Below are 20,327 nucleotides of genomic sequence, written 5' to 3'. Positions count from 1 at the left end.
TGTCTGTTGCTTTTTCGGGGATCCTGGTTAATACCACTACAGGGCCCATCTGGCAAGACCAGGAATATTGGGCGCTATTTTTTTGACCGTAAGGTATTTACACTGCACAGTGGAGATAATTCTTAAGCAATATTGCTGTGGTTAACTCCGTTAGCACCTCTTTTTTACAATAAGGATTGTTATGACTTCCGACATTCATGCTTCTGTGGCGGCTCCCGTGCGCCATTTCCGCTTTCAGGGTAGCGGGAAAGGCTATTTCGTTGTTTGGCTGGTCAATATTCTGCTGACCTTAATAACGCTGGGGATTTATTTACCGTGGGCGTTAATTCGCGCGCGTCGTTATTTCTACGAAAACACCGAGCTGGAGGGCGCGCGTTTCTCTTACCACGCGACCGGCAGCTCCATTTTTGTTGGCTGGCTCTGCCTGCTGGCGCTGTATGCGATTTTTTTTATTAACGTGGTACATGGGAACGTTATTCTGCAACTCTGCATGATGGGTTTATTTATTCTCTTCTTCCCATGGTTAATTACGCAGGGTCTGCGTTATCAGATGCTGATGACCGAGATTAACGGCGTGCGCTTTAACTTTTACGCCAGCCCGCTGCGCGCGTGGTGGGTGATGATGGGCTGCCCGCTGCTGATTATGGTTGGCGTAGGGATTATTTTCTCTATCTTCGCAACGATGGTGGCAAGCAGTGGTTCGATTGGCGCCATTGTTACGGTAGGCATCATCGGATCGCTGGCCGTATTGCTGGGTATTGGCGTGATGCAGGGCGTATTTGCCGCGCAGTGGTATGGCATGCTGGCGAATAATTTGCAGTACGGCAAATTAAAATTCTCTGGCAGTTTCTCGATGAAAAAATGCATCGGTATTGTGCTGCTGTCGATGCTGCTGTTTATTCCGTTTATCGCGCTGGTGATGGTATTGATTGTGCCGGCAATGATTGAACTGATGCAGTCTGCCTATTTGCTGCAGGGCGATCCTGAGCAGATGGCGATGATGATGGGCCCGATGTACGGCAAAATCATGCTCACCTACCTGATCTATATTCTCGGCGCGATTGTCTGCTTTACCTTTGCTTTCGTGAAGCTGCGCGCTTACCTCTACAGCCAGCTGGCGCTGGAAGGGGATATTCGCTTCTCCTCCACGGTGACCGTTGGGCGCATGCTGTGGATCGCCATCAGTAATATGGCGGTGTGCCTGGTGACGCTGTTCCTGGCGTGGCCGTGGGCGAAAGTGCGTATGACCCGTTACCTCCTGGAAAATACCCATGTGCATGGCAACCTGGAAGCGCTGACGCTGGAAGATCACGGCGTGCAGCCAGCGAAAGATCCGGCCAACCTGCTGGCGCGTGGTTTGTCGTTCTATCCGGCGGCGATTTAAGTTCGGTAGAACGTGCCGGATGGCGGCTGTGATTGATTTCGGTTAAAAGTGCCGGATGGCGGCTACGCCTTATCCGGCCTACAAAAGCGGTCGGGCAGAGGAGTTGCCTTATCCGGCCTACAAAAGCGGTCGGGCAGAGGAGTTGCCTTATCCGGTCGACAAAAGCAGCCGGGCAGGGGAGTCGCTTTATCCGGCCTACAAATTAACAAAGCAGCGGGAGTTATCCCGCAGCCAATAAAAAAGCCGGGCGCGATGCCCGGCTTTTTTTCGTGCTGATGATTACAGCGCGGCGATAACCGCCTGCTGCTCAATCAGCTTCGCTTTGGTCTGCGCATAGCCGTCGAGCTTCTCACGCTCTTTGGCAATCACCGCTTCCGGCGCGCGGGCAACAAAGCCTTCGTTACCCAGCTTGCTCTCGATGCGGCCAATCTCCTGCTCAACCTTCGCCACCTCTTTCGCCAGACGCGCCAGCTCGGCCTCTTTGTCGATAAGACCGGCCATCGGGATCAGCAACTCCGCGCCATCAACGATCTTGGTGACCGAAACCGGCCCTTTCTCGTCGGCAGAGAGCAGCGTGATGCTCTCCAGACGCGCCAGCGTCTTCAGGAAGCTCAGGTTGTCGTTTACACGACGCTGCGCTTCAGGGCTGGCGCTGCGCAGCAGCAGCTCAAGCGGTTTACCCGGCGCGATGTTCATTTCGGCACGGATATTACGCACCGCAACGATCGCCTGCTTCAGCCACTCGGTATCGGCAACGGCCTGCTCATCCACCTGGGCGGCGTCAAAGCTCGGGAACGGTTGCAGCATGATGGTATCGGCATCAATGCCTTTCAGCACTTTCACGCGCTGCCAGATGGTTTCAGTGATAAACGGAATGATCGGGTGCGCCAGGCGCAGCAGACCTTCCAGCACCGTTACCAGCGTGTTGCGCGTGCCGCGCAGCTCGGCTTCGGAACCGCCGTTCATCACCGGTTTGGTCAGCTCCAGGTACCAGTCGCAGAACTGGTTCCAGGTGAACTCATACAGAATGCCGGCTGCAATATCGAAGCGGTAGCTGTCCAGCGCATCGCGGTACGCTTTGATGGTCTGGTTGAACTCGGCGAGGATCCAGCGATCCGCCAGCGACAGCACCATTTCGCCGCCGTTGAAGCCGCAATCCTGCTCTTCGGTGTTCATCAGCACAAAGCGGCTGGCGTTCCACAGCTTGTTACAGAAGTTACGGTAACCTTCCAGGCGCTTCATATCCCAGTTGATATCACGGCCGGTTGAGGCCAGCGCTGCGAGGGTGAAACGCAGGGCGTCGGTGCCATGCGGCTCAATGCCGTCCGGGAACTGCTTCTCGGTGCGCTTGCGGATTTTTTCCGCCAGCTGCGGCTGCATCATGTTACCGGTGCGTTTTTCCAGCAGATCCGGCAGCGAAATACCGTCAACCATATCCAGCGGATCGATAACGTTGCCTTTCGATTTCGACATCTTCTGCCCTTCGTCATCGCGGATAAGACCGGTCATATAGACAGTCTTGAACGGCACCTGTGGTTTGCCGTTCTCATCTTTGATGAAGTGCATGGTCATCATGATCATGCGCGCGATCCAGAAGAAGATGATGTCGAAGCCGCTCACCATCACGCTGGTCGGGTGGAACTGACGCAGCGCGTCGGTATTTTCCGGCCAGCCGAGGGTCGAGAAGGTCCACAGCGCGGAAGAGAACCAGGTGTCGAGCACGTCGTCGTCCTGGCGCAGCGCGACATCCGCAGAGAGGTTGTTCTCCTGACGCACTTCCTCTTCGCTGCGGCCAACGTAGACGTTGCCGTCGTTGTCGTACCACGCCGGAATGCGGTGGCCCCACCACAGCTGGCGGGAGATACACCAGTCCTGAATGTCGCGCATCCAGGAGAAGTACATGTTTTCATACTGCTTCGGCACGAACTGGATATCGCCGTTCTCGACCGCTTCAACGGCCGGTTTCGCCAGCACATCGGCGCGCACGTACCACTGATCGGTGAGCATCGGTTCGATCACCACGCCGCCGCGATCGCCATACGGGACGGTCAGGTCGTGCGGTTTGATCTCTTCCAGCAGGCCAAGGGCGTCAACGGCAGCAACGATCGCTTTACGCGCGGCAAAGCGCTCCAGCTTCTGGAACTCCGCCGGGATATCGCTGGCGTAGACGTCGGATTCATTGCCTTTGGTGTCATACACTTCTGCGCTTTCACGGATATCACCGTCGAAGGTCAGAATGTTGATCATCGGCAGGGCGTGACGACGGCCCACTTCGTAGTCGTTAAAGTCGTGCGCCGGGGTGATCTTCACGCAGCCGGTGCCTTTTTCCATATCGGCGTGTTCGTCGCCAACGATCGGAATGCGGCGGTTAACCAGCGGCAGCAGCACGAATTTGCCAATCAGATCTTTGTAGCGCGGATCTTCCGGGTTTACCGCGACGCCAGTATCGCCGAGCAGGGTTTCCGGACGGGTAGTGGCAACCACCAGGTAATCTTTACCGTCGGCGGTTTTTGCGCCGTCAGCCAGCGGGTAGCGGATGTGCCACATCGAGCCTTTGGACTCGCGGTTTTCCACTTCCAGATCGGAGATCGCAGTGCGCAGTTTCGGGTCCCAGTTTACCAGGCGTTTGCCACGGTAAATCAGATCCTCTTTGTAGAGACGGACGAACACCTCTTTCACGGCATTGGAGAGGCCTTCATCCATGGTGAAGCGCTCGCGCTCCCAGTCCACGGAGTTGCCGAGACGGCGCATCTGGCGGGTAATGGTGCCGCCGGATTCCGCTTTCCACTGCCAGATTTTGTCGATAAAGGCGTCGCGGCCGTAATCGTGGCGGGTTTTACCCTCTTCAGCGGCAATCTTACGCTCCACCACCATCTGGGTGGCGATACCCGCGTGGTCAGTACCGGCCTGCCAGAGGGTGTTTTTCCCCTGCATGCGCTGGTAGCGGATCATGGTGTCCATGATGGTCTGCTGGAAGGCGTGGCCCATATGCAAACTGCCGGTGACGTTCGGCGGCGGGATCATGATGCAGAAGCTTTCCTGGCTTTCATCACCGTTCGGTTTGAAATAGCCCTGCTTTTCCCACTGCTCGTACAGCGGCTGTTCGATATCTTTGGGGTTGTATGTCTTTTCCATTATTTCCAGGTTGCCGTGTTCAGGTTAAAACCGGCCACGCGGTAGGCTTTATAGCGTTCGCGAGCCAGTTGTTTCAGAGAGTCTTCGTGAGGGACGAAGTCTATCACTTCTGTGAAAGCGGTGGCAAAATCTGCAAATTCCGCGCGCAGGCTGATTAAGATGTCGCGCGGGCTGCTGTTACGTTTCGCCGGCCAGGCAATCTCGACCGGCGCACCGCCGCGCGGGCCTTCACCGGCCAGGTTGTGCGGCACAAAACTCTCCGCCGGTCGCGCCCACAGCGCTTCATCAAGACGAATGGCCTGCTGCTCATCGACGCAGGCGATCAGCACGCGCTTGCCATGACGCCAACGTTCTGCGGCAATCTCACACACCAGCTGCTCGACGGCGCTTAAACCATCTTGTTGGGTGTCATTGTCCAGTAAATAAAAAGTCGCATTTTTCATATCTTTACCCGTCGTCTTTCACGCTGCCTCTTTGTTGGCTGCCTTCGCATACCCCAGTCACATAGTTATCTATGCTCCTGGGATTTGCTCAGTTGCCGCCGCGATGCAACGCGAAATCCATAGGGTAAAGGATCCACATTGCGCGAGGTTGTTGTAGGCCGGATAAGCGTAGCGCCATCCGGCAATCAATCCGGCGCGGACGACGCTTACTCTTCGCCGTTAAATCCGGCGCGATTGAGCAGGAACTGCGACAGCATGGCGACCGGACGCCCGGTGGCGCCTTTCGCTTTACCGGAACGCCACGCGGTACCGGCGATGTCCAGGTGCGCCCAATTGTACTTGCGGGTAAAGCGCGCGAGGAAGCAGCCTGCGGTGATTGCACCACCAGGACGGCCGCCGATATTCGCCATATCCGCAAAATTAGACTCTAACTGCTCCTGATACTCATCGCTCATCGGCAGACGCCACGCGCGATCGCCCGCCTGCTCAGACGCGCCAATCAGCTCGTGAGCCAGCGGATTGTGGTTCGACAGCAGACCGGTAATGTGGTGGCCCAGCGCAATCACGCAGGCACCGGTTAACGTCGCCACGTCGATCACCGCTTCCGGCTCGAAGCGCTCAACGTAGGTCAGCACATCGCACAGCACCAGGCGGCCTTCGGCGTCGGTGTTCAACACTTCAACCGTCTGACCGGACATGGTGGTGAGCACATCGCCCGGGCGGTACGCGCGTCCGCCAGGCATGTTTTCACAGCCCGCCAGCACGCCGGTAACGTTGATCGGCAGTTGCAGTTCAGCCACCATGCGCATCACGCCATACACTGCCGCTGCGCCGCACATGTCGTACTTCATCTCATCCATGCCTTCGCCAGGCTTGAGGGAGATACCGCCGGAGTCGAAGGTCAGCCCTTTGCCGACCAGCACAATCGGGCGCGCGTCTTCAGACGGGTTGCCTTTGTACTCGATCACCGACATCAGGGATTCGTTCTGCGAACCCTGGCCGACGGCGAGATAGGAGCACATGCCCAGCTCGCGCATCTGCTGTTCGCCAATCACGCGGGTGGTGACATTTTTACTGTAGGAGTCCGCCAACTGGCGCGCGTGAGAGGCGAGATAGGCCGGGTTACAGATATTTGGCGGCATATTCCCGAGATCTTTCGCCGCTTTGATACCGGCAGAGATCGCCAGACCATGCTGAATGGCGCGTTCGCCGCTGGTCAGCTCGCGACGGGTCGGCACGTTGAAGACCATTTTACGCAGCGGGCGACGCGGCTCGCTTTTGGTGGTCTTCAGCTGATCGAAGCTGTAGAGCGTCTCTTTCGCCGTCTCAACGGCCTGGCGCACTTTCCAGTAGGTGTTGCGCCCTTTAACGTGCAGTTCGGTCAGGAAGCAGACTGCTTCCATTGAGCCAGTATCATTCAGCGTATTTATGGTTTTCTGAATGACCTGCTTGTACTGACGCTCATCCAATTCACGCTCTTTTCCGCAACCAATCAGCAAAATACGTTCGGAAAGCACATTTGGCACATGGTGCAGCAGCAGGGTTTGACCCGGCTTGCCTTCCAGTTCGCCGCGACGCAGCAGCGCACTGATATAACCGTCGCTGATTTTATCCAGCTGCTCGGCAATCGGAGAGAGCCGGCGCGGTTCAAAGACGCCAACAACGATGCAGGCACTCCGCTGTTTCTCCGGGCTACCGCTTTTTACACTGAACTCCATGCACTACGCTCCTGAATCTTAAAGACAACGGCGGCGGCTACGGATAGAATTGCAAGCTTTCGTAACTCAGGTCCGCTGTTGCGGTGACTTCGTGTTAATCTTAACGTTACTGCGGTTTCGGCACGTCAGAATCGGGTCTCACGCACGTATCCGCTGAGTATATTAATCTTAGCGATCATTTCGACGACTCAAGAGAATAAATGACGTTTAAGCCATGAAACAAGCGATTTTCCAGGAAAAAGACTGGTTTTTACGGGCGTAATTAAAGTGATAATCACAAGATATCTGGTGCGGGAGACGCTGAAAAGCCAGCTTGCAATCCTATTCATCCTGCTTCTGATTTTCTTTTGTCAGAAATTGGTCAGGATTTTAGGCGCAGCCGCTGACGGCGAAATCCCCACGAACCTCGTTCTCTCTCTCCTCGGGCTTGGCGTGCCAGAGATGGCGCAGCTTATCCTGCCGCTGAGCCTCTTCCTGGGTCTGTTGATGACGCTGGGTAAACTTTATACAGAAAGTGAAATTACGGTGATGCACGCCTGCGGCCTGAGCCGGGCGGTGCTGGTGAAAGCCGCGCTGGTACTGGCGCTGTTTACCGGTGTCGTGGCGGCGGTCAACGTGATGTGGGCCGGGCCGTGGTCTTCGCGCCATCAGGATCAGGTGCTGGCCGATGCCAAAGCCAACCCCGGCATGGCGGCGCTGGCGCAGGGCCAGTTCCAGCAGGCGTCGGACGGCAACTCGGTGCTCTTTATCGAAGGCGTGGACGGTAAGAACTTCAACAACGTCTTTCTTGCCCAGCTGCGTCCAAAAGGCAACGCGCGTCCTTCTGTGGTGCTGGCGGACTCCGGGCAGCTCTCCCAGCATAAAGATGGTTCGCAGGTAGTGACCCTCAACAGCGGTACGCGCTTTGAAGGCACCGCGATGCTGCGCGACTTCCGCATTACCGATTTCCAGAACTACCAGGCCGTTATTGGTCATCAGGCCGTGGCGCTTGATCCGACGGATACCGAGCAAATGAACATGCGCACGCTGTTCAATACTGACAACCCGCGCGCCAGCGCCGAGCTGCACTGGCGTTTAACGCTGATTTTCGCCGTGGTGATGATGGCGCTGATGGTGGTTCCGCTGAGCGTGGTCAACCCGCGTCAGGGCCGCGTGCTCTCGATGCTGCCCGCGATGCTGCTCTATCTCATCTTCTTCCTGTTGCAGACCACCCTGCGCTCCAATGGCGCGAAAGGGAAGCTCGACCCGATGATCTGGATGTGGGCGGTTAACCTGCTCTATCTGGCGCTGGCCGTGGTGCTGAACCTGTGGGATACGGTGCCGATGCGCCGGGTTCGTGCCCGTTTTACCCGTAGAGGAGCGGTATAATGCAGGCTTTTGGCGTTCTCGACCGCTATATCGGTAAAACCATTTTTACCACCATCATGATGACGCTGTTCATGCTGGTATCGCTCTCGGGCATCATCAAGTTTGTCGACCAGCTGAAAAAGGCCGGGCAGGGGAGCTACGATGCCCTTGGCGCAGGTCTCTATACCCTGCTCAGCATGCCGAAAGATATCCAGATCTTCTTCCCGATGGCGGCGCTGCTTGGCGCACTACTCGGCCTCGGCATGCTGGCACAGCGCAGCGAGCTGGTGGTAATGCAGGCTTCTGGCTTCACCCGTATGCAGGTTGCGCTGGCGGTGATGAAAACCGCGATCCCGCTGGTGCTGCTGACTATGGCGATCGGCGAGTGGGTTGCGCCGCAGGGCGAGCAGATGGCGCGTAACCAGCGTGCGCAGTCGATGTACGGCGGCTCGCTGCTCTCGACCCAGTCTGGCCTTTGGGCGAAAGATGGCAGTAACTTTGTTTACATTGAACGCGTGAAGAGCGACACCGAACTGGGTGGCGTCAGTATCTATGCGTTCAATAAAGAGCGCCGTTTGCAGTCGGTGCGCTATGCCGCGTCGGCGAAGTTCGACGCCGAGCACAAAATCTGGAATCTGTCGCAGGTCGACGAGTCTAACCTGACCGACCCGAAACAGGTGACCGGCTCGCAGACCGTGAGCGGGACCTGGAAAACCAACCTGACGCCGGACAAGCTCGGTGTGGTGGCGCTCGATCCCGATGCGCTCTCCATCAGCGGCCTGCACAACTACGTGAAGTACCTGAAATCGAGTGGCCAGGACGCCGGGCGTTACCAGCTCAATATGTGGAGCAAGATCTTCCAGCCGCTCTCCGTGGCGGTGATGATGCTGATGGCGCTGTCGTTTATCTTCGGCCCGCTGCGTAGCGTGGCGATGGGCGTGCGCGTTATCACCGGCATCAGCTTCGGCTTTGTCTTCTACGTGCTGGATCAGATTTTCGGCCCGCTGACGCTGGTCTACGGCATTCCGCCGGTGGTCGGGGCGCTGCTGCCAAGCGCGTCGTTCTTCCTGCTGAGCCTGTGGCTGATGTCACGCAAGAGCCAGTAAATCCCAAGAGAGAGGCTGCGGCCTCTCTTCTTTTTTGCAAGGAGCACACGATGTTTTCCCTCGCCAGGCGCTTTGCGCTCCGTTTCTCTACCGCACTGCTGTTCGGCATCCTTAACGCCCTTTTCACCATGGCCGTATTGAGCGGGCAGTGGCTGACCTCGGCTGCGGGCGACAGCGCCCTGCTGGCTTTTGAAGCCGCGGTGGTGGTGCTGGCGCTGCTGCTGGTGCAGTGGCTTATCTGCCGTGCTGGTGCGCTGGCGCAGGCCGTTGGTACGGTGCGCCGCGGCTCGCCCGAAGAGGCGCAGGCGGATCGTGTGCTGGCACGCTTTAACGCGGCGGAGACCCTGCTCGATCAGCTCTGGATGAGCGCGCTGCTGCCGGTGATTGCCGGGTTTTTCCTCCTCGATACCCACCTTGCGATGTACCTGCATGGCGGCCTGCTGCTGCTGGCTATCGCCGTTACCTTCTGGCAGGGCAACCGCCTCGACAAGCTGCGTAACACCCACGGTTACCACGCCGGTTTTGGCCGCACCACGCCCTGATACCTTTCAGTAAAATCTGGTCTTTGCCCCGCTGCGCCCGGTGCGGGCTATGCTTGAGGGATGTTTCACTACACTCCCGGAAGATTATGTCCAGATTCTTTTTCAACGACCGCAAACAGCTGGTCAACGACGCCATCGAAGGGCTGGTGATCTCCGCCCCGCACGGCAACCTTGTACGCCTTGAGAGCGATCCGGCGATCCGCATCGTCGCCCGCGCCGACTGGGATAAAAGCCGCGTGGCGGTCATCTCCGGCGGCGGCTCCGGCCATGAACCGGCCCACGCCGGGTTTGTCGGTAAAGGCATGCTCACCGCCGCCGTCTGCGGCGATCTCTTTGCTTCACCGAGCGTAGACGCGGTGCTGAACGCCATTGTGGCGGTGACCGGCGATCGCGGCTGCCTGCTGATTGTCAAAAACTACACCGGCGACCGGCTCAACTTCGGCCTCGCCGCCGAGAAAGCCAAACGCTACGGCCTGAAAGTGGAGATGGTGATTGTCGCCGACGACATCGCGCTGCCTGATAACAAACAGCCGCGCGGCATCGCCGGTACAGCGCTGGTGCACAAAATTGCCGGTTACGCCGCAGAGCAGGGCAAATCCCTGAGCGAAGTGCGCGGCCTCGCCCAGCAGGCCTGCGACAACGTCTACAGCCTCGGGCTGGCGATGGAGAGCTGCAACCTGCCGGGCAGCGACAGCGAAGAGGGGCGCATTCAGCAGGGCCACGTTGAGCTTGGCCTCGGCATTCACGGCGAGCCGGGCGCGAGTACCCTTGAGACCCATAACAGCAAATCGCTGATCGATACGCTGGTTGAACCGCTGCGCGCGGCGGTGGGTAACGATCGCGTGGCGGTGTTGATCAACAACCTCGGCGGCGTATCGGCGCTGGAGATGGCGCTGCTGACCAAAGAGCTGGCCCATTCGGCGCTGAAAGATCAACTGGCCTACCTGATTGGCCCCGCGCCGCTGGTCAGTTCGCTCGATATGAAAGGCTTTTCCCTTTCCCTGCTACGTTTAACGGATGAGTTTGAGCAGGCGCTTTGCGCCGAAGTGCAGACCGTCGGCTGGCAGAAGCCGGTCGCCTTCGCGCCGATGAAAACCCAGCCGCACAAAGCCGTTTACACCGGGCTGGAGATTGAGCCTTCCGATAACCCGCAGGTAAAAGCGCTGGTCGGCACTGCTGCGCAGACGCTGATCGACCTGGAAAGCCGCCTTAACGCGCTGGATGCGAAAGTGGGCGATGGCGATACCGGCTCGACCTTTGCCGAAGGCGCACGCGAAATTAAGCGCCTGCTGGAGCAGAACGCGCTGCCGCTGAACAACACCGCACAACTGCTGCAACTGATTGGCGAGCGGCTGGCGACGGTGATGGGCGGCTCCAGCGGCGTGCTGATGTCGATCTTCTTTACCGCCGCAGGCCAGGCGGTGCATAACGCCACGCCACTGCCTGACGTGCTGCTGCTGGGGTTAAAGCAGATGAAACACTATGGCGGGGCGGATCTCGGCGACCGCACGCTGATCGATGCGCTCCAACCGGCGCTGGAAGCCCTGCGCGATCGCGGATTAGCCGCTGCCATTGATGCCGCGAAAAAAGGGGCAGAGAGCACCGCCACCATGCAGAAAGCGGGCGCGGGGCGTTCATCTTACGTCAACAGTGAGAACCTTGAAGGCGTGACCGATCCCGGCGCAGTAGCGATTGCCGAAGTGTTTGCCGCGATAGGGAAATAGGAAGAGGCGCCCGGTGGTTCACCGGGCACAGTTGCCGGATGGCGGCTTCGCCTTATCCGGCCTACGTGATGGTGCGCTCTGCTCAAACGGCATCTGATTATACGGCTGGCTGAAACGGCGCATGCCGGATGGCGGCTTCGCCTTATCCGGCCTACGTGATGGTGCACTCTGCTCAAACGGCATCTGATTGTGCGGCTGGCTGAAACGGCGCATGTCGGGTAAGCCTTCACACGCCATCCGGCATGTGATTGTGCGCTCTGCTCAAACGGCATGTGATTATGCGGCTGGCTGAAACGGCGTAGGCCGGATAAGCGTTTACGCGCCATCCGGCATTTAACTCGCACGCTCAACAACGCGCCGTACGGCGTTAAACCTGCCCGGCGGCATTGACGCTCACCGGGCTAAACGGCTTAAAAATCCGCTTTCAACACTACGCGATAACGCGCTTTACCGTCGCGCACATGCTGCAACGCTTCGTTGATCTGCGACATCGGGAACATCTCGATGGTCGGCGCAACCTTCGCACGACCGGCAAACTTCATCAGCTTACGCAGCTCGTACGGCGTACCGGTTGCGGAACCGGAGACGCTGCGATCGCCGCCAATCAGCGTAAAGGCCGGCACTTCCAGCGGCTTCATTACGGCACCAACGGTGTGGAAATGGCCGCCGTGCGCCAGCGCTTCGAAGAAGGGCAGCCAGTCAAGATCGACGTTAACGGTGTTGATGATGAGATCATACTGACCCGCGCGCGCTTTCAGCGCTTCCGGATCGCGGCTGTTCACCACATAATCCGCGCCCATCAGGCGCACTTCCGCCTCTTTTGCCGGGTTCGAGCTGAACGCCGTCACTTCGCAGCCCATCGCGCGCAGCAGTTTGATGGCGATATGACCCAAGCCACCAATACCGATCACACCAACGCGGCTGGTAGCGGTGACGTTGTGCATCAGCAGCGGTTTAAAGACGGTGATGCCGCCACACAGCAGTGGACCGGCGGTTTCAATATCAATGCTGTCCGGCAGGGGAATCACCCACTGCCAACCGGCGCGGATTTTATCGGCGAAGCCGCCGCGGTTCAGGATGGTCGGCACCGCGCCTTCCAGGCAGTTGATCTGGTTGCCGTCGATACAGGCGTCGCAGTGGCCGCAGCTGTGCGCCGTCCAGCCGATACCCACGCGCTGACCCACTTTCAGCCCTTTGTTCTGCGCGGCGTCACCCAGTGCCACCACGTGGCCAATCACTTCATGCCCGGCAACCAGCGGATACTGGGAGAAGCCCCATTCGTTGTCGATCATCGACAGGTCAGAGTGGCAGATCCCGCAATAATCCACGGCGACTTCAACATCTTCAGCCGCCAGCGGGCCTGCATCGTATTCCTGAAGCTCAAGCTCGGCGCCAGCCTGTGGCGCGGCGTAGTTTTTGATGATGCTCATCACGGATTCCTTTATGTTGAGGGAGACGCTTGAAGTGTAGGGCATCTGCCGCCGCTCTGGCAGCCTGCGGCTGTGCATACCGCCCGTTTCGTTAAGCGACTGCTCTGAAAGCCGCGTTTTTTAGGATTTTCCATCCGCATATTAAGCCGTGGCGACTTTGCAACACGATGTGTCCGAACCATCCTCAAATAAGGGCGCAACGCGCAGTCAACGCTCAGCGCCATTCTCTCTCTACAGGAGCAACGATGATGGCGAATCAACCGCAACACACCGGCGATGCTGGCGTCGCATTAATCAAATCCTTTGAAGGGCTACGGCTGGAGAAGTATCGCGATGCCGTCGGCAAGTGGACCATTGGCTACGGGCACCTGATCCTGCCGAACGAGAACTTTCCCCGCCCGATTACCGAAGCGGAGGCTGACGCGCTGCTGCGCAAGGATTTGCAGACGAGCGAGCGCGGCGTGCACAGGCTGGTGACGGTCGATCTCGACCAGGATCAGTTCGACGCGCTGGTGTCGTTTACCTTTAACCTCGGTGCCGGGAACTTGCAGAGCTCGACGCTGCTCAAGCTGTTAAATCAAAGCGAATATACGCAGGCCGCCGACCAGTTTCTGCGCTGGAACAAAGCGGGCGGCAGAGTGCTGCCCGGGCTGACACGGCGGCGCGAAGCGGAGCGGGCGCTGTTTTTGCAGGCGGGTTAGCGCTTGTTAACCAGCGCGTTAAGCCAGCTTTCATCGTGATCGGGGCGCTGATCCTGCGTTATCCACATTTTATGGATTGTCAGCTCAGGCAAGGTGGCCAGCAGCGCGGTCAGTCGGGACTCCGTCATATCGCTAAAACGGCGGCCCGCCAGTTCGCGCTCGCTATCGCCATATTTAAACGACAGATACCAGACGCCGCCGGGTTTCAGCGCGCGCGCCAGGGTGTTTATCACCGCAGGTAATTCGTTATACGGGACGTGCAGGAGCGAGGCGCAGCACCAGATCCCGTTATACTTCTGCGTTTCATTCAACTGGTCGAAGGTCATCTCCTTGACCGGCAGCCCGCTGTAGTGACGCGCCAGCGCCACCAGTTCGGCAGAGGCGTCGAACGCTTCCACGTTGTAACCTTTGCGGGCAAAGGCCAGCGCATCGCGCCCGGAGCCGCATCCTGCATCCAGCACGCACGCCCGTTCCGGCAAGTGCGCCATAAAGTCGGCGTACAGCGGCGACATATCGAGATCGACCGTGCCGTCGAAGAAGGTTTGCGCATGATTCTGGTAGTAATTCATCGTCATCAGAGCACTCGCTGTTGTTCTCTCTCTGGAGCCCAGGTTTTCAGCTGTGAAGCCAGCGCCCTGTTCCAGCGGTCATTCAGGAAGGCTCTGCGCTTCGGTTCACTGTTACCGGTCTGGTTGATAATCGCCTCATGCAGCGGCAGGCGGCTATTAATAAGATACTCATTACGGGCATGCAGGCGCTCCAGCAACTGCAAGGTCGGCAACTGGGCGAACTTACCCTGCGCGCCACGGTTGCAACTCTGGCAGGCCAGCACCAGGTTCCAGACGCCGTTCAGGTTGACGCCCGGCAGCCCTGCGCGCGCCATCAACGGGATAAAGTGATCGACATCGGCTAATAACGGATCGCTGCTTTCGAGACTTATCGGCGCATGGCAGTAAAAACAGTGCCCTTTCTGGTAACCATTGAGGCTGTTCCGGCAACTGGTCAGCGTGATGCGCGCGCTTTTAAGCTGGGTAAAAAGCGTTTGCTGCTGGTCATCATAGTGAACATCCAGCAACTGCGGCGGCAGGTTCATCTCCCAGGCCTTTTCGACCAGCGTCCAGCGCGCGTCCGTCTCATGGACCAGGTTCTGGAACTGCGGCGTCTGCGCCAGGCGGTAAAAATCATCCGTCAGTCGAATGCCTTTGCCTTCGCGCTGCTCATCAATAAAAAACTGCTTCTCAATCGGCCCGCCGTTGACGTTGTGAAACGCCTTCAGCACCACCTTAAAACCCTGCTTCGCCGTCACCTGCAACAGCTCATCGTAGCTAATCTCACCCCGATTAAACTGCAAGCAGGCGGTGATAAACGGGCCGGGTTTGCTGGTGTTGAGGATCTGCTTTGGTGCGTTTTTCAGGTGCGCACAGATATGCTGGCTAAAGGGGATCGCCAGATCCTGCAAGGAGATGAATGTATTGCTGCGATCGATATCGTACAGCGCATGCGCCAGCGCGAACTTATAGGTCGCGAAGTTGTTGCCAAAGAGGATCACTCCCCGCCAGTAGTTTTCCAGTGTGGGATCGACCTGGTAAAAACGCATAGGTTTTCCTGGTAATGGATTACCGGTGAATGTTACGTGATCACATAACAAATGCGCAGCGATGTAAATCACCCAACAATTGGTTTGGTGAATTTATGAGGGGAGGAGAGGGGAAGGTTTAGCGCTGAAAATTTCAGCACTTGGCAGACGTTACGCGCGGCGCTGCTTGCATGGAGGCGATTGACAGGTATAATCCAACACGTTTCCGCATCCCCTTCCGTGCCGGAGTGGCGAAATCGGTAGACGCAGTTGATTCAAAATCAACCGTAGAAATACGTGCCGGTTCGAGTCCGGCCTTCGGCACCAAGTCACTAAATTTCTTACAATACAGCTAGTTAGACAATAAAATCTGTCTCTTTTGCCTGTAAGAAATGCTCTGTTATGTCCCTTGAAAAAGCCGCTGTGGTTGATAGTGGTAATTGGGATGTTAACTCATAGCGGCGTGTAGTTCCAAGCGTCAAACACGTACTGACTCAACTTGAAAGCTATGACGTAGCCACCGTCTCTAAACAGTCCCAAAAACTTTTAGTGAAGCGCATTACAGCCCGATGCCCCCGTTCTGTCGCCGTCGCGAGACGCCGCAGGGGATAAACAGGTTTATGGTGGTCACGGTACTTGCAGACCATATGCAAGCTCTGCCAGCGGTTCGGCCTCGCTCCCCTTGGGTACATGGTCATCCTGATAAGCCTCACTAACTGACATAACCCTGATGAAGTCGCCAGAGGCTCCGCTTGCCTGTACCACCAACGGGGCTAATGGTTTCGTTCACACGTTATCCGCCCAGTCGTTTCATTCATTGGGGGTTATCTGATTTTCTCCAATAGGTTGCAATGTGCTCTGTTAGTGTTTGATTATTGGTTCACAAGCCAGCCGCTAGGAGGTTCAACGATGAATGAAGATTTTGAATTGATGAAAGCTAGGTTAATGCTGATTAAGTATTACATGGCGGTGTCAGAGGCACGGGTTAGCACGGGAGAGTTTGGAGATATTAACTCTTCTGTGCGAGAGGAGCGCTGGAAGGCTGGCCGTGCGCTGAACAACTTTGTCGGAGCTTATACCTACCAAGTATTGAAACTAGATTTTGTTGAGCTTTATGAGGCGGTTGAATCTGCCCTTAGCACGGCTGAGGATGGGCGATACGGCTTAAGCCGAGCGTTCGAAAGCGAGTTGCGTGAGTTGTATGACTGGTTCCGTGAAAGATTACCTGATGGTTATTTCCCTAGTTGGTTGAAACATGGTAGTCCAGACGGACTATAAGAATCCTCTACTGGTGAGACTGCAATGCTTGAGAGTGCAGGTTTAACCCGGCTTGAAAAATTGCACGCTTATAGTTGGGCCTCCCTCAACGATTAAGGCTTCAACTTCCCCCGTGCGCCTCTCCCAGCCGAAGGCTGGGCGGGCTGTATATCGATTTGCCTTCCTCTGTGGCGTTTATGACCCTGTTTCGCTCTCTGGCCGTGAGGCTGTGGGTTAGGGTTACTCTTCCCTTTAAACGCTAAATCACTCCTGAATCTCCACTGTTAAAGCACTTTGCGTTGATGCTTGGCGCTTCTCTTGGCTGTCGTTATTGTTTTGACTTTGGTGTCATCAATCGTTCGATTCTTGCTACCTTCCTGAGTGATTACTATCTGGTGTCATCAATTTAGGGTTTGACTAAATGCTACCACCAATGCAATGATGCTACCGTTTTGTGATACCAGACGGGAGAGGTGAAGCATGAGGACTTTTATCTACTGCCGCGTTTCAACACGCGAGCAGGATACGCAGAATCAGGTGCTGGCTATTGAGCGTGCCGGGTACAAGGTGCCTGAAAGCCGGGTAATCAGCGAGGACATTTCCGGTAGTGTTCAGGCTATGCAGCGCCCTAAGTTTCGGGCGATGGTTGAGCACAAGCTGGAAGCGGGAGATCAGCTTGTCGTGCTGAAACTGGACAGGCTGGGGCGTGACAACATCGACGTACAGCAGACCATCGACATGTTGTTAGAACGTGGCGTGAAGGTGGTGTCTCTTGACCTGCCAGCGCGTGATCTGACTTCATCTGAGGGCAAGCTAATCCGACAGATGTTTGGAGCCTTTGCTGAGTTCGAGCGAAACCGTATCCGTGAGAGGACGCTGGACGGGCTGGAGAAGGCGAAAGCCAATGGCGTTAAGCTGGGACGCAAGGAAGCCACCGACACCACTCACAAGGTGCAGGAGCTGCGGAGTGAGGGGTTGTCTCAATCGAAGGTAGCGAAGCGTCTCGGCGTCAGCGTGAGCACCGTTAAACGCCACTGGAACAAGGGCGAGGGATGATGACCTACAGCCAAATGAGGTGCCAGCACTGGCCGTTACTGGGCTATGGGTGATGGGTGGCCTACAGCTTTTGTATTGATTTCAGAGTGTTATGTTATGCGTAATGTTGTAATGCTATGATTTGTAATGTGTTTTCGTTTTACTCGCGGCTCTCGATGTGAAGAGATGGCGGGGCTTTAGCCGTGCCAGACGATGAACATCGAGATCAGATTGTGAATGTGATTTATCACTGAACAATTCGAGGGATGGGGCAGGGGAAGGGATCAAAGGCTGTGTTGTCCAGTCTCAAAGCCAGACAGGAGACGGAGTGGCATCACTTGGTTGAGCTGTTTTAAAGATGTATCTTTGGTACATGTACAATAAAGGTTTCTCTCCCTTCACTCTCTCATCCCAAGCAGTGTAAGAGCGCTTCGCTCTCTTTAAAGGTGCATTTAAAATACATGTACAAAAAAGGGTTCTTCCCCTACATCCCCATCTCCTAATCAGTGTTATCGCTTCACGCTCTCCACTGGCTGCGCTTCTCGCTGTGCTCCAGCCCGCTCCATCGCCTTTGGCTCATTCCCGGTCTACGCCCGCTGCGATGCTCGGCCCTCCACGCAACCGTGCTTGCCGGGCAGTCAACGCGGCGGGGATAGAGTAGTAATGTAACTATCAAAGCTGTAATTATAATTATTTATATTTAAATACAATAAGTTATTAATGAAAATGTTTTTCGATAGCTGCTATTGATCACAACTAACTGTATTTATTAAAAAATTATAAGAGCATCTATACCGGAGAAAGAGTAACGCAAATGACCAACCTTTGAGCTACTCGTGGTACTACGGTTTACCTTCTCCTGAATCACTGGCAAGTCAGATAGAACAAGGCTTGTAGTGGGGGTGATCGAAAAACAATCAAATAAAGGTGTCTACTTGGGTAGTAGGAACAACCTACGCAATCACCGACATGAGAATCACTACTCAGGAGGACAAGCAGCCATATCCCGGCGCTGCCGTCCTGCGACCCTTTCTAAACCCGCCCCAATTTCTGGAGACAGTTCTATGCCAATAAACCTACACCGCCTGCTTGCGCAGGCTGCCAATGCTGACCCGCTCAATACTGCAAACGCAGATGTACAGCAAATGATCGCTGACGGGGTTGTTATTCGGCGTTCCAAAATATGCCCCGTAAAGCGTAAACCCGTTAAGGCGGCATACAACACAAAGACCGAAGAGTTTTATTACAATGCTGATGGTTCCGCTATGACCTTGCGGGAGTGGCGAACGCTGCACGGTGTTCAACCGAAGAAGCAAAAACAGCGCTCTGACACGGGGTTACGGCAAGTCATCCAGCCCGGTGACGCGATACATTGCCGACGCGCTGAGATAGAGATGTGGCTCAACAAGAAGCCAGCTCGGTATGCTGACCCGCTGCCGCCAGATTTTCCCGGCATTCGCGTTGACGATGCCGCATTGAAACCGCGTGAGCACACCGTACCGGAATCAACGACCGGGCAGAATGCTTTTCTCAAAGCCTGCCGCGAGTTTCTGATTTGTGATGAGAAGACCATGCACCGCATCAACAGGGGCATGAATAAACTGGAAGCGATGCGTAATACAGATTTCAAACGCTACGGGGACTCGGCGGAGTTTCGTCAATCGTGGTGTGGAGAGTCGAAACCTACCGAGGATAAATTTAACAGTACAAATCATCATTGTGACCCAAACGGCTTGGCAGTGTCGCCGTCTGTGCCGCCATTGACTACAGCACCATATGAGTTCCGCCCGCTGGTTCGCTGTGACCGATACGCACGCGTTAGCCTGCTGCCACCCGATGGGCTGGAGTGGAGGCCGGGGCAGTTGTCTGTCGCTGATGCGATCTTCTCCCGTGGTAGTGATGTGCTTGCCGTTCTGCCGACCGGATATGGCAAAAGCGCCGCCTTCACTTATCCATTGATTTATGAGTCCCGCGCTGGTGTTTGCCTATCTGTAATCGTGGTTCCCACTAATACCCTAAAGCGCCAGATTCTCCGCCAGTTGCGGGATGCTGGCGTTCACGCTGTGGCATTCGGTGACAAGTTGCCGAGGCACCGCAACGCGCAACAACTCGCGGGGCTGGCTGCCGGGGCATTCCGGGTTGCTATCGTTTCACCTGAGCATCTTGTTCCATCGAGTCAGGTTTTCGCGGCGCTGATGGCCTACGGTGTTGATCGTTTTATTATCGATGAGGCACATACGGTCAAAGACTGGGATTTCCGCCCAGCTTACGACGCAATGCAGCACACACTACAGAATGCTTTTCCCTCGGCTCAACGCTGCGTGTTTACGGCTACGCTACTACGTGAAAATGAGCGTGGTTTAATGGAGTCACTGGGATGCCGTGGCGATTACGTCACATTCCGTGCTGATGTTGCTCGCGAGAATATCCAGTTGATTCCGGTCAGGCAGTGCCGCCAGCGATACCGTGCAGCTGTTGGTCTGGCCGAGGCTCTGCCGGATGAAGAGAAGACGCTCATTCTCGTCAATGACCTTAAGACGTTGCGGGCGTACCTGAAACTCTTAGGCGACCGGGCGCGGCCATATCATTCGAAGACGATGCATCTGAGTAACGAGGAACGCCACGCAAACGCTGAGTGGTTTGCCACTACGCCGGGCGCGGTTCTGATTGCTACTAAAGCCTTCGGGCTGGGGGCTGATGTGCCAGACATTCGCAACGTCATCGTTACATATATCCCTGATGACCTGCCTGACCTCATTCAGATGATTGGACGAGCCGGGCGCGATGGTCAACCTGCCCGCGCGTTTCTGCTGTGGTCATCGCTGGCGCTGGATGCTGCGCCTGATGAGCTTGCTTACTTCTACCGCCCTGAAAACTGCAACTGGCAGTACATCGCTAAATACCTCTGAGCCGAAAGGCTCCCCCTCTG

16 protein-coding genes and 1 tRNA gene are annotated in these 20,327 nt (G+C 56.3%); 11 read left to right on the top strand and 6 right to left on the bottom strand.

The genetic code is table 11. The features are described 5' to 3' along the window. Positions 1-181: 181 nt before the first annotated feature. On the top strand, positions 182-1,384 hold the full coding sequence (locus IAE48_RS08960) for a YjgN family protein (RefSeq protein WP_042714025.1): 1,203 nt from the start codon (positions 182-184) through the stop codon (positions 1,382-1,384). A gap of 279 nt (positions 1,385-1,663) precedes the next feature. Here IAE48_RS08960 and IAE48_RS08955 read toward each other — a convergent pair whose 3' ends face one another. The 3 genes from IAE48_RS08955 to pepA all read right to left on the bottom strand — a co-directional run bounded on the left by IAE48_RS08955 (position 1,664) and on the right by pepA (position 6,680). Next, on the bottom strand, positions 1,664-4,519 hold the full coding sequence (locus IAE48_RS08955; protein ID WP_023480471.1) for a valine--tRNA ligase: 2,856 nt from the start codon (positions 4,517-4,519) through the stop codon (positions 1,664-1,666). Continuing rightward, a complete protein-coding gene (gene holC, locus IAE48_RS08950; RefSeq protein ID WP_023480242.1) occupies positions 4,519-4,962 on the bottom strand; it encodes a DNA polymerase III subunit chi in 444 nt (147 codons plus the stop codon). Before holC ends, IAE48_RS08955 begins: the two co-directional genes overlap by 1 nt. 206 nt (positions 4,963-5,168) lie before the next feature. After that, positions 5,169-6,680, bottom strand: coding sequence for a leucyl aminopeptidase (gene pepA / locus IAE48_RS08945; RefSeq protein WP_023480432.1), 1,512 nt, complete (start codon positions 6,678-6,680; stop codon positions 5,169-5,171). Positions 6,681-6,833: 153 nt separating this feature from the next. Here pepA and IAE48_RS24070 point away from each other — a divergent pair, with 153 nt between their 5' ends. The 5 genes from IAE48_RS24070 to IAE48_RS08925 all read left to right on the top strand — a co-directional run bounded on the left by IAE48_RS24070 (position 6,834) and on the right by IAE48_RS08925 (position 11,399). After that, positions 6,834-6,884: a hypothetical protein gene (locus IAE48_RS24070; RefSeq protein WP_216848985.1), complete on the top strand. Its 51-nt coding sequence runs from the start codon at positions 6,834-6,836 to the stop codon at positions 6,882-6,884. A 63-nt stretch (positions 6,885-6,947) separates the two neighbouring features. Continuing rightward, positions 6,948-8,048: an LPS export ABC transporter permease LptF gene (lptF, locus tag IAE48_RS08940; protein ID WP_200134142.1), complete on the top strand. Its 1,101-nt coding sequence runs from the start codon at positions 6,948-6,950 to the stop codon at positions 8,046-8,048. Further along, positions 8,048-9,133: an LPS export ABC transporter permease LptG gene (lptG, locus tag IAE48_RS08935; protein ID WP_054804010.1), complete on the top strand. Its 1,086-nt coding sequence runs from the start codon at positions 8,048-8,050 to the stop codon at positions 9,131-9,133. The genes lptF and lptG overlap by 1 nt, the downstream gene beginning before the upstream one ends. A 50-nt stretch (positions 9,134-9,183) precedes the next feature. Then, positions 9,184-9,675: a hypothetical protein gene (locus IAE48_RS08930; RefSeq protein WP_200134141.1), complete on the top strand. Its 492-nt coding sequence runs from the start codon at positions 9,184-9,186 to the stop codon at positions 9,673-9,675. An 86-nt stretch (positions 9,676-9,761) separates the two neighbouring features. Further along, entirely contained in the window at positions 9,762-11,399 is a 1,638-nt protein-coding gene (locus tag IAE48_RS08925; protein WP_200134140.1) for a dihydroxyacetone kinase subunit DhaK, read from the top strand. 410 nt (positions 11,400-11,809) lie between these two features. On the opposite strand, the gene IAE48_RS08920 is transcribed toward IAE48_RS08925, so the two are convergent. After that, positions 11,810-12,829, bottom strand: coding sequence for an NAD(P)-dependent alcohol dehydrogenase (locus tag IAE48_RS08920; protein ID WP_042713995.1), 1,020 nt, complete (start codon positions 12,827-12,829; stop codon positions 11,810-11,812). A gap of 248 nt (positions 12,830-13,077) precedes the next feature. Between IAE48_RS08920 and IAE48_RS08915 the strand changes: the two genes are divergently transcribed. Beyond that, the gene (locus tag IAE48_RS08915) at positions 13,078-13,530 is read left to right on the top strand and encodes a lysozyme (RefSeq protein ID WP_200134193.1); all 453 of its coding nucleotides are present in this window, start codon (positions 13,078-13,080) and stop codon (positions 13,528-13,530) included. On the opposite strand, the gene IAE48_RS08910 is transcribed toward IAE48_RS08915, so the two are convergent. Next, on the bottom strand, positions 13,527-14,105 hold the full coding sequence (locus tag IAE48_RS08910) for a bifunctional 2-polyprenyl-6-hydroxyphenol methylase/3-demethylubiquinol 3-O-methyltransferase UbiG (protein ID WP_200134139.1): 579 nt from the start codon (positions 14,103-14,105) through the stop codon (positions 13,527-13,529). The genes IAE48_RS08915 and IAE48_RS08910 overlap by 4 nt on opposite strands. Next, on the bottom strand, positions 14,105-15,127 hold the full coding sequence (locus tag IAE48_RS08905; protein ID WP_200134138.1) for an HNH endonuclease domain-containing protein: 1,023 nt from the start codon (positions 15,125-15,127) through the stop codon (positions 14,105-14,107). Before IAE48_RS08905 ends, IAE48_RS08910 begins: the two co-directional genes overlap by 1 nt. 221 nt (positions 15,128-15,348) lie before the next feature. On the opposite strand from IAE48_RS08905, the gene IAE48_RS08900 reads away from it, so the two are divergent. The 4 genes from IAE48_RS08900 (at position 15,349) to IAE48_RS08885 (ending at position 20,307) form a co-directional block, all read left to right on the top strand. Beyond that, positions 15,349-15,433 (top strand) — tRNA-Leu (locus IAE48_RS08900). Between the two features lie 582 nt (positions 15,434-16,015). Beyond that, on the top strand, positions 16,016-16,384 hold the full coding sequence (locus IAE48_RS08895) for a hypothetical protein (RefSeq protein ID WP_200134137.1): 369 nt from the start codon (positions 16,016-16,018) through the stop codon (positions 16,382-16,384). A 459-nt stretch (positions 16,385-16,843) separates the two neighbouring features. Further along, positions 16,844-17,419 carry a recombinase family protein gene (locus tag IAE48_RS08890; RefSeq protein WP_200134136.1) on the top strand — a complete coding sequence of 192 codons (576 nt, stop codon included), beginning with the start codon at positions 16,844-16,846 and terminating at the stop codon, positions 17,417-17,419. A gap of 1,043 nt (positions 17,420-18,462) precedes the next feature. Continuing rightward, positions 18,463-20,307, top strand: a complete 1,845-nt coding sequence (locus IAE48_RS08885) for a DEAD/DEAH box helicase (RefSeq protein WP_200134135.1) — start codon at positions 18,463-18,465, stop codon at positions 20,305-20,307. Positions 20,308-20,327 lie beyond the last annotated feature (20 nt).

The organism is Kosakonia sp. S57 (genome assembly GCF_016516575.1).
Lineage (GTDB): Bacteria > Pseudomonadota > Gammaproteobacteria > Enterobacterales > Enterobacteriaceae > Kosakonia > Kosakonia cowanii.
This window is presented reverse-complemented; position numbering and strand designations above follow the sequence as displayed.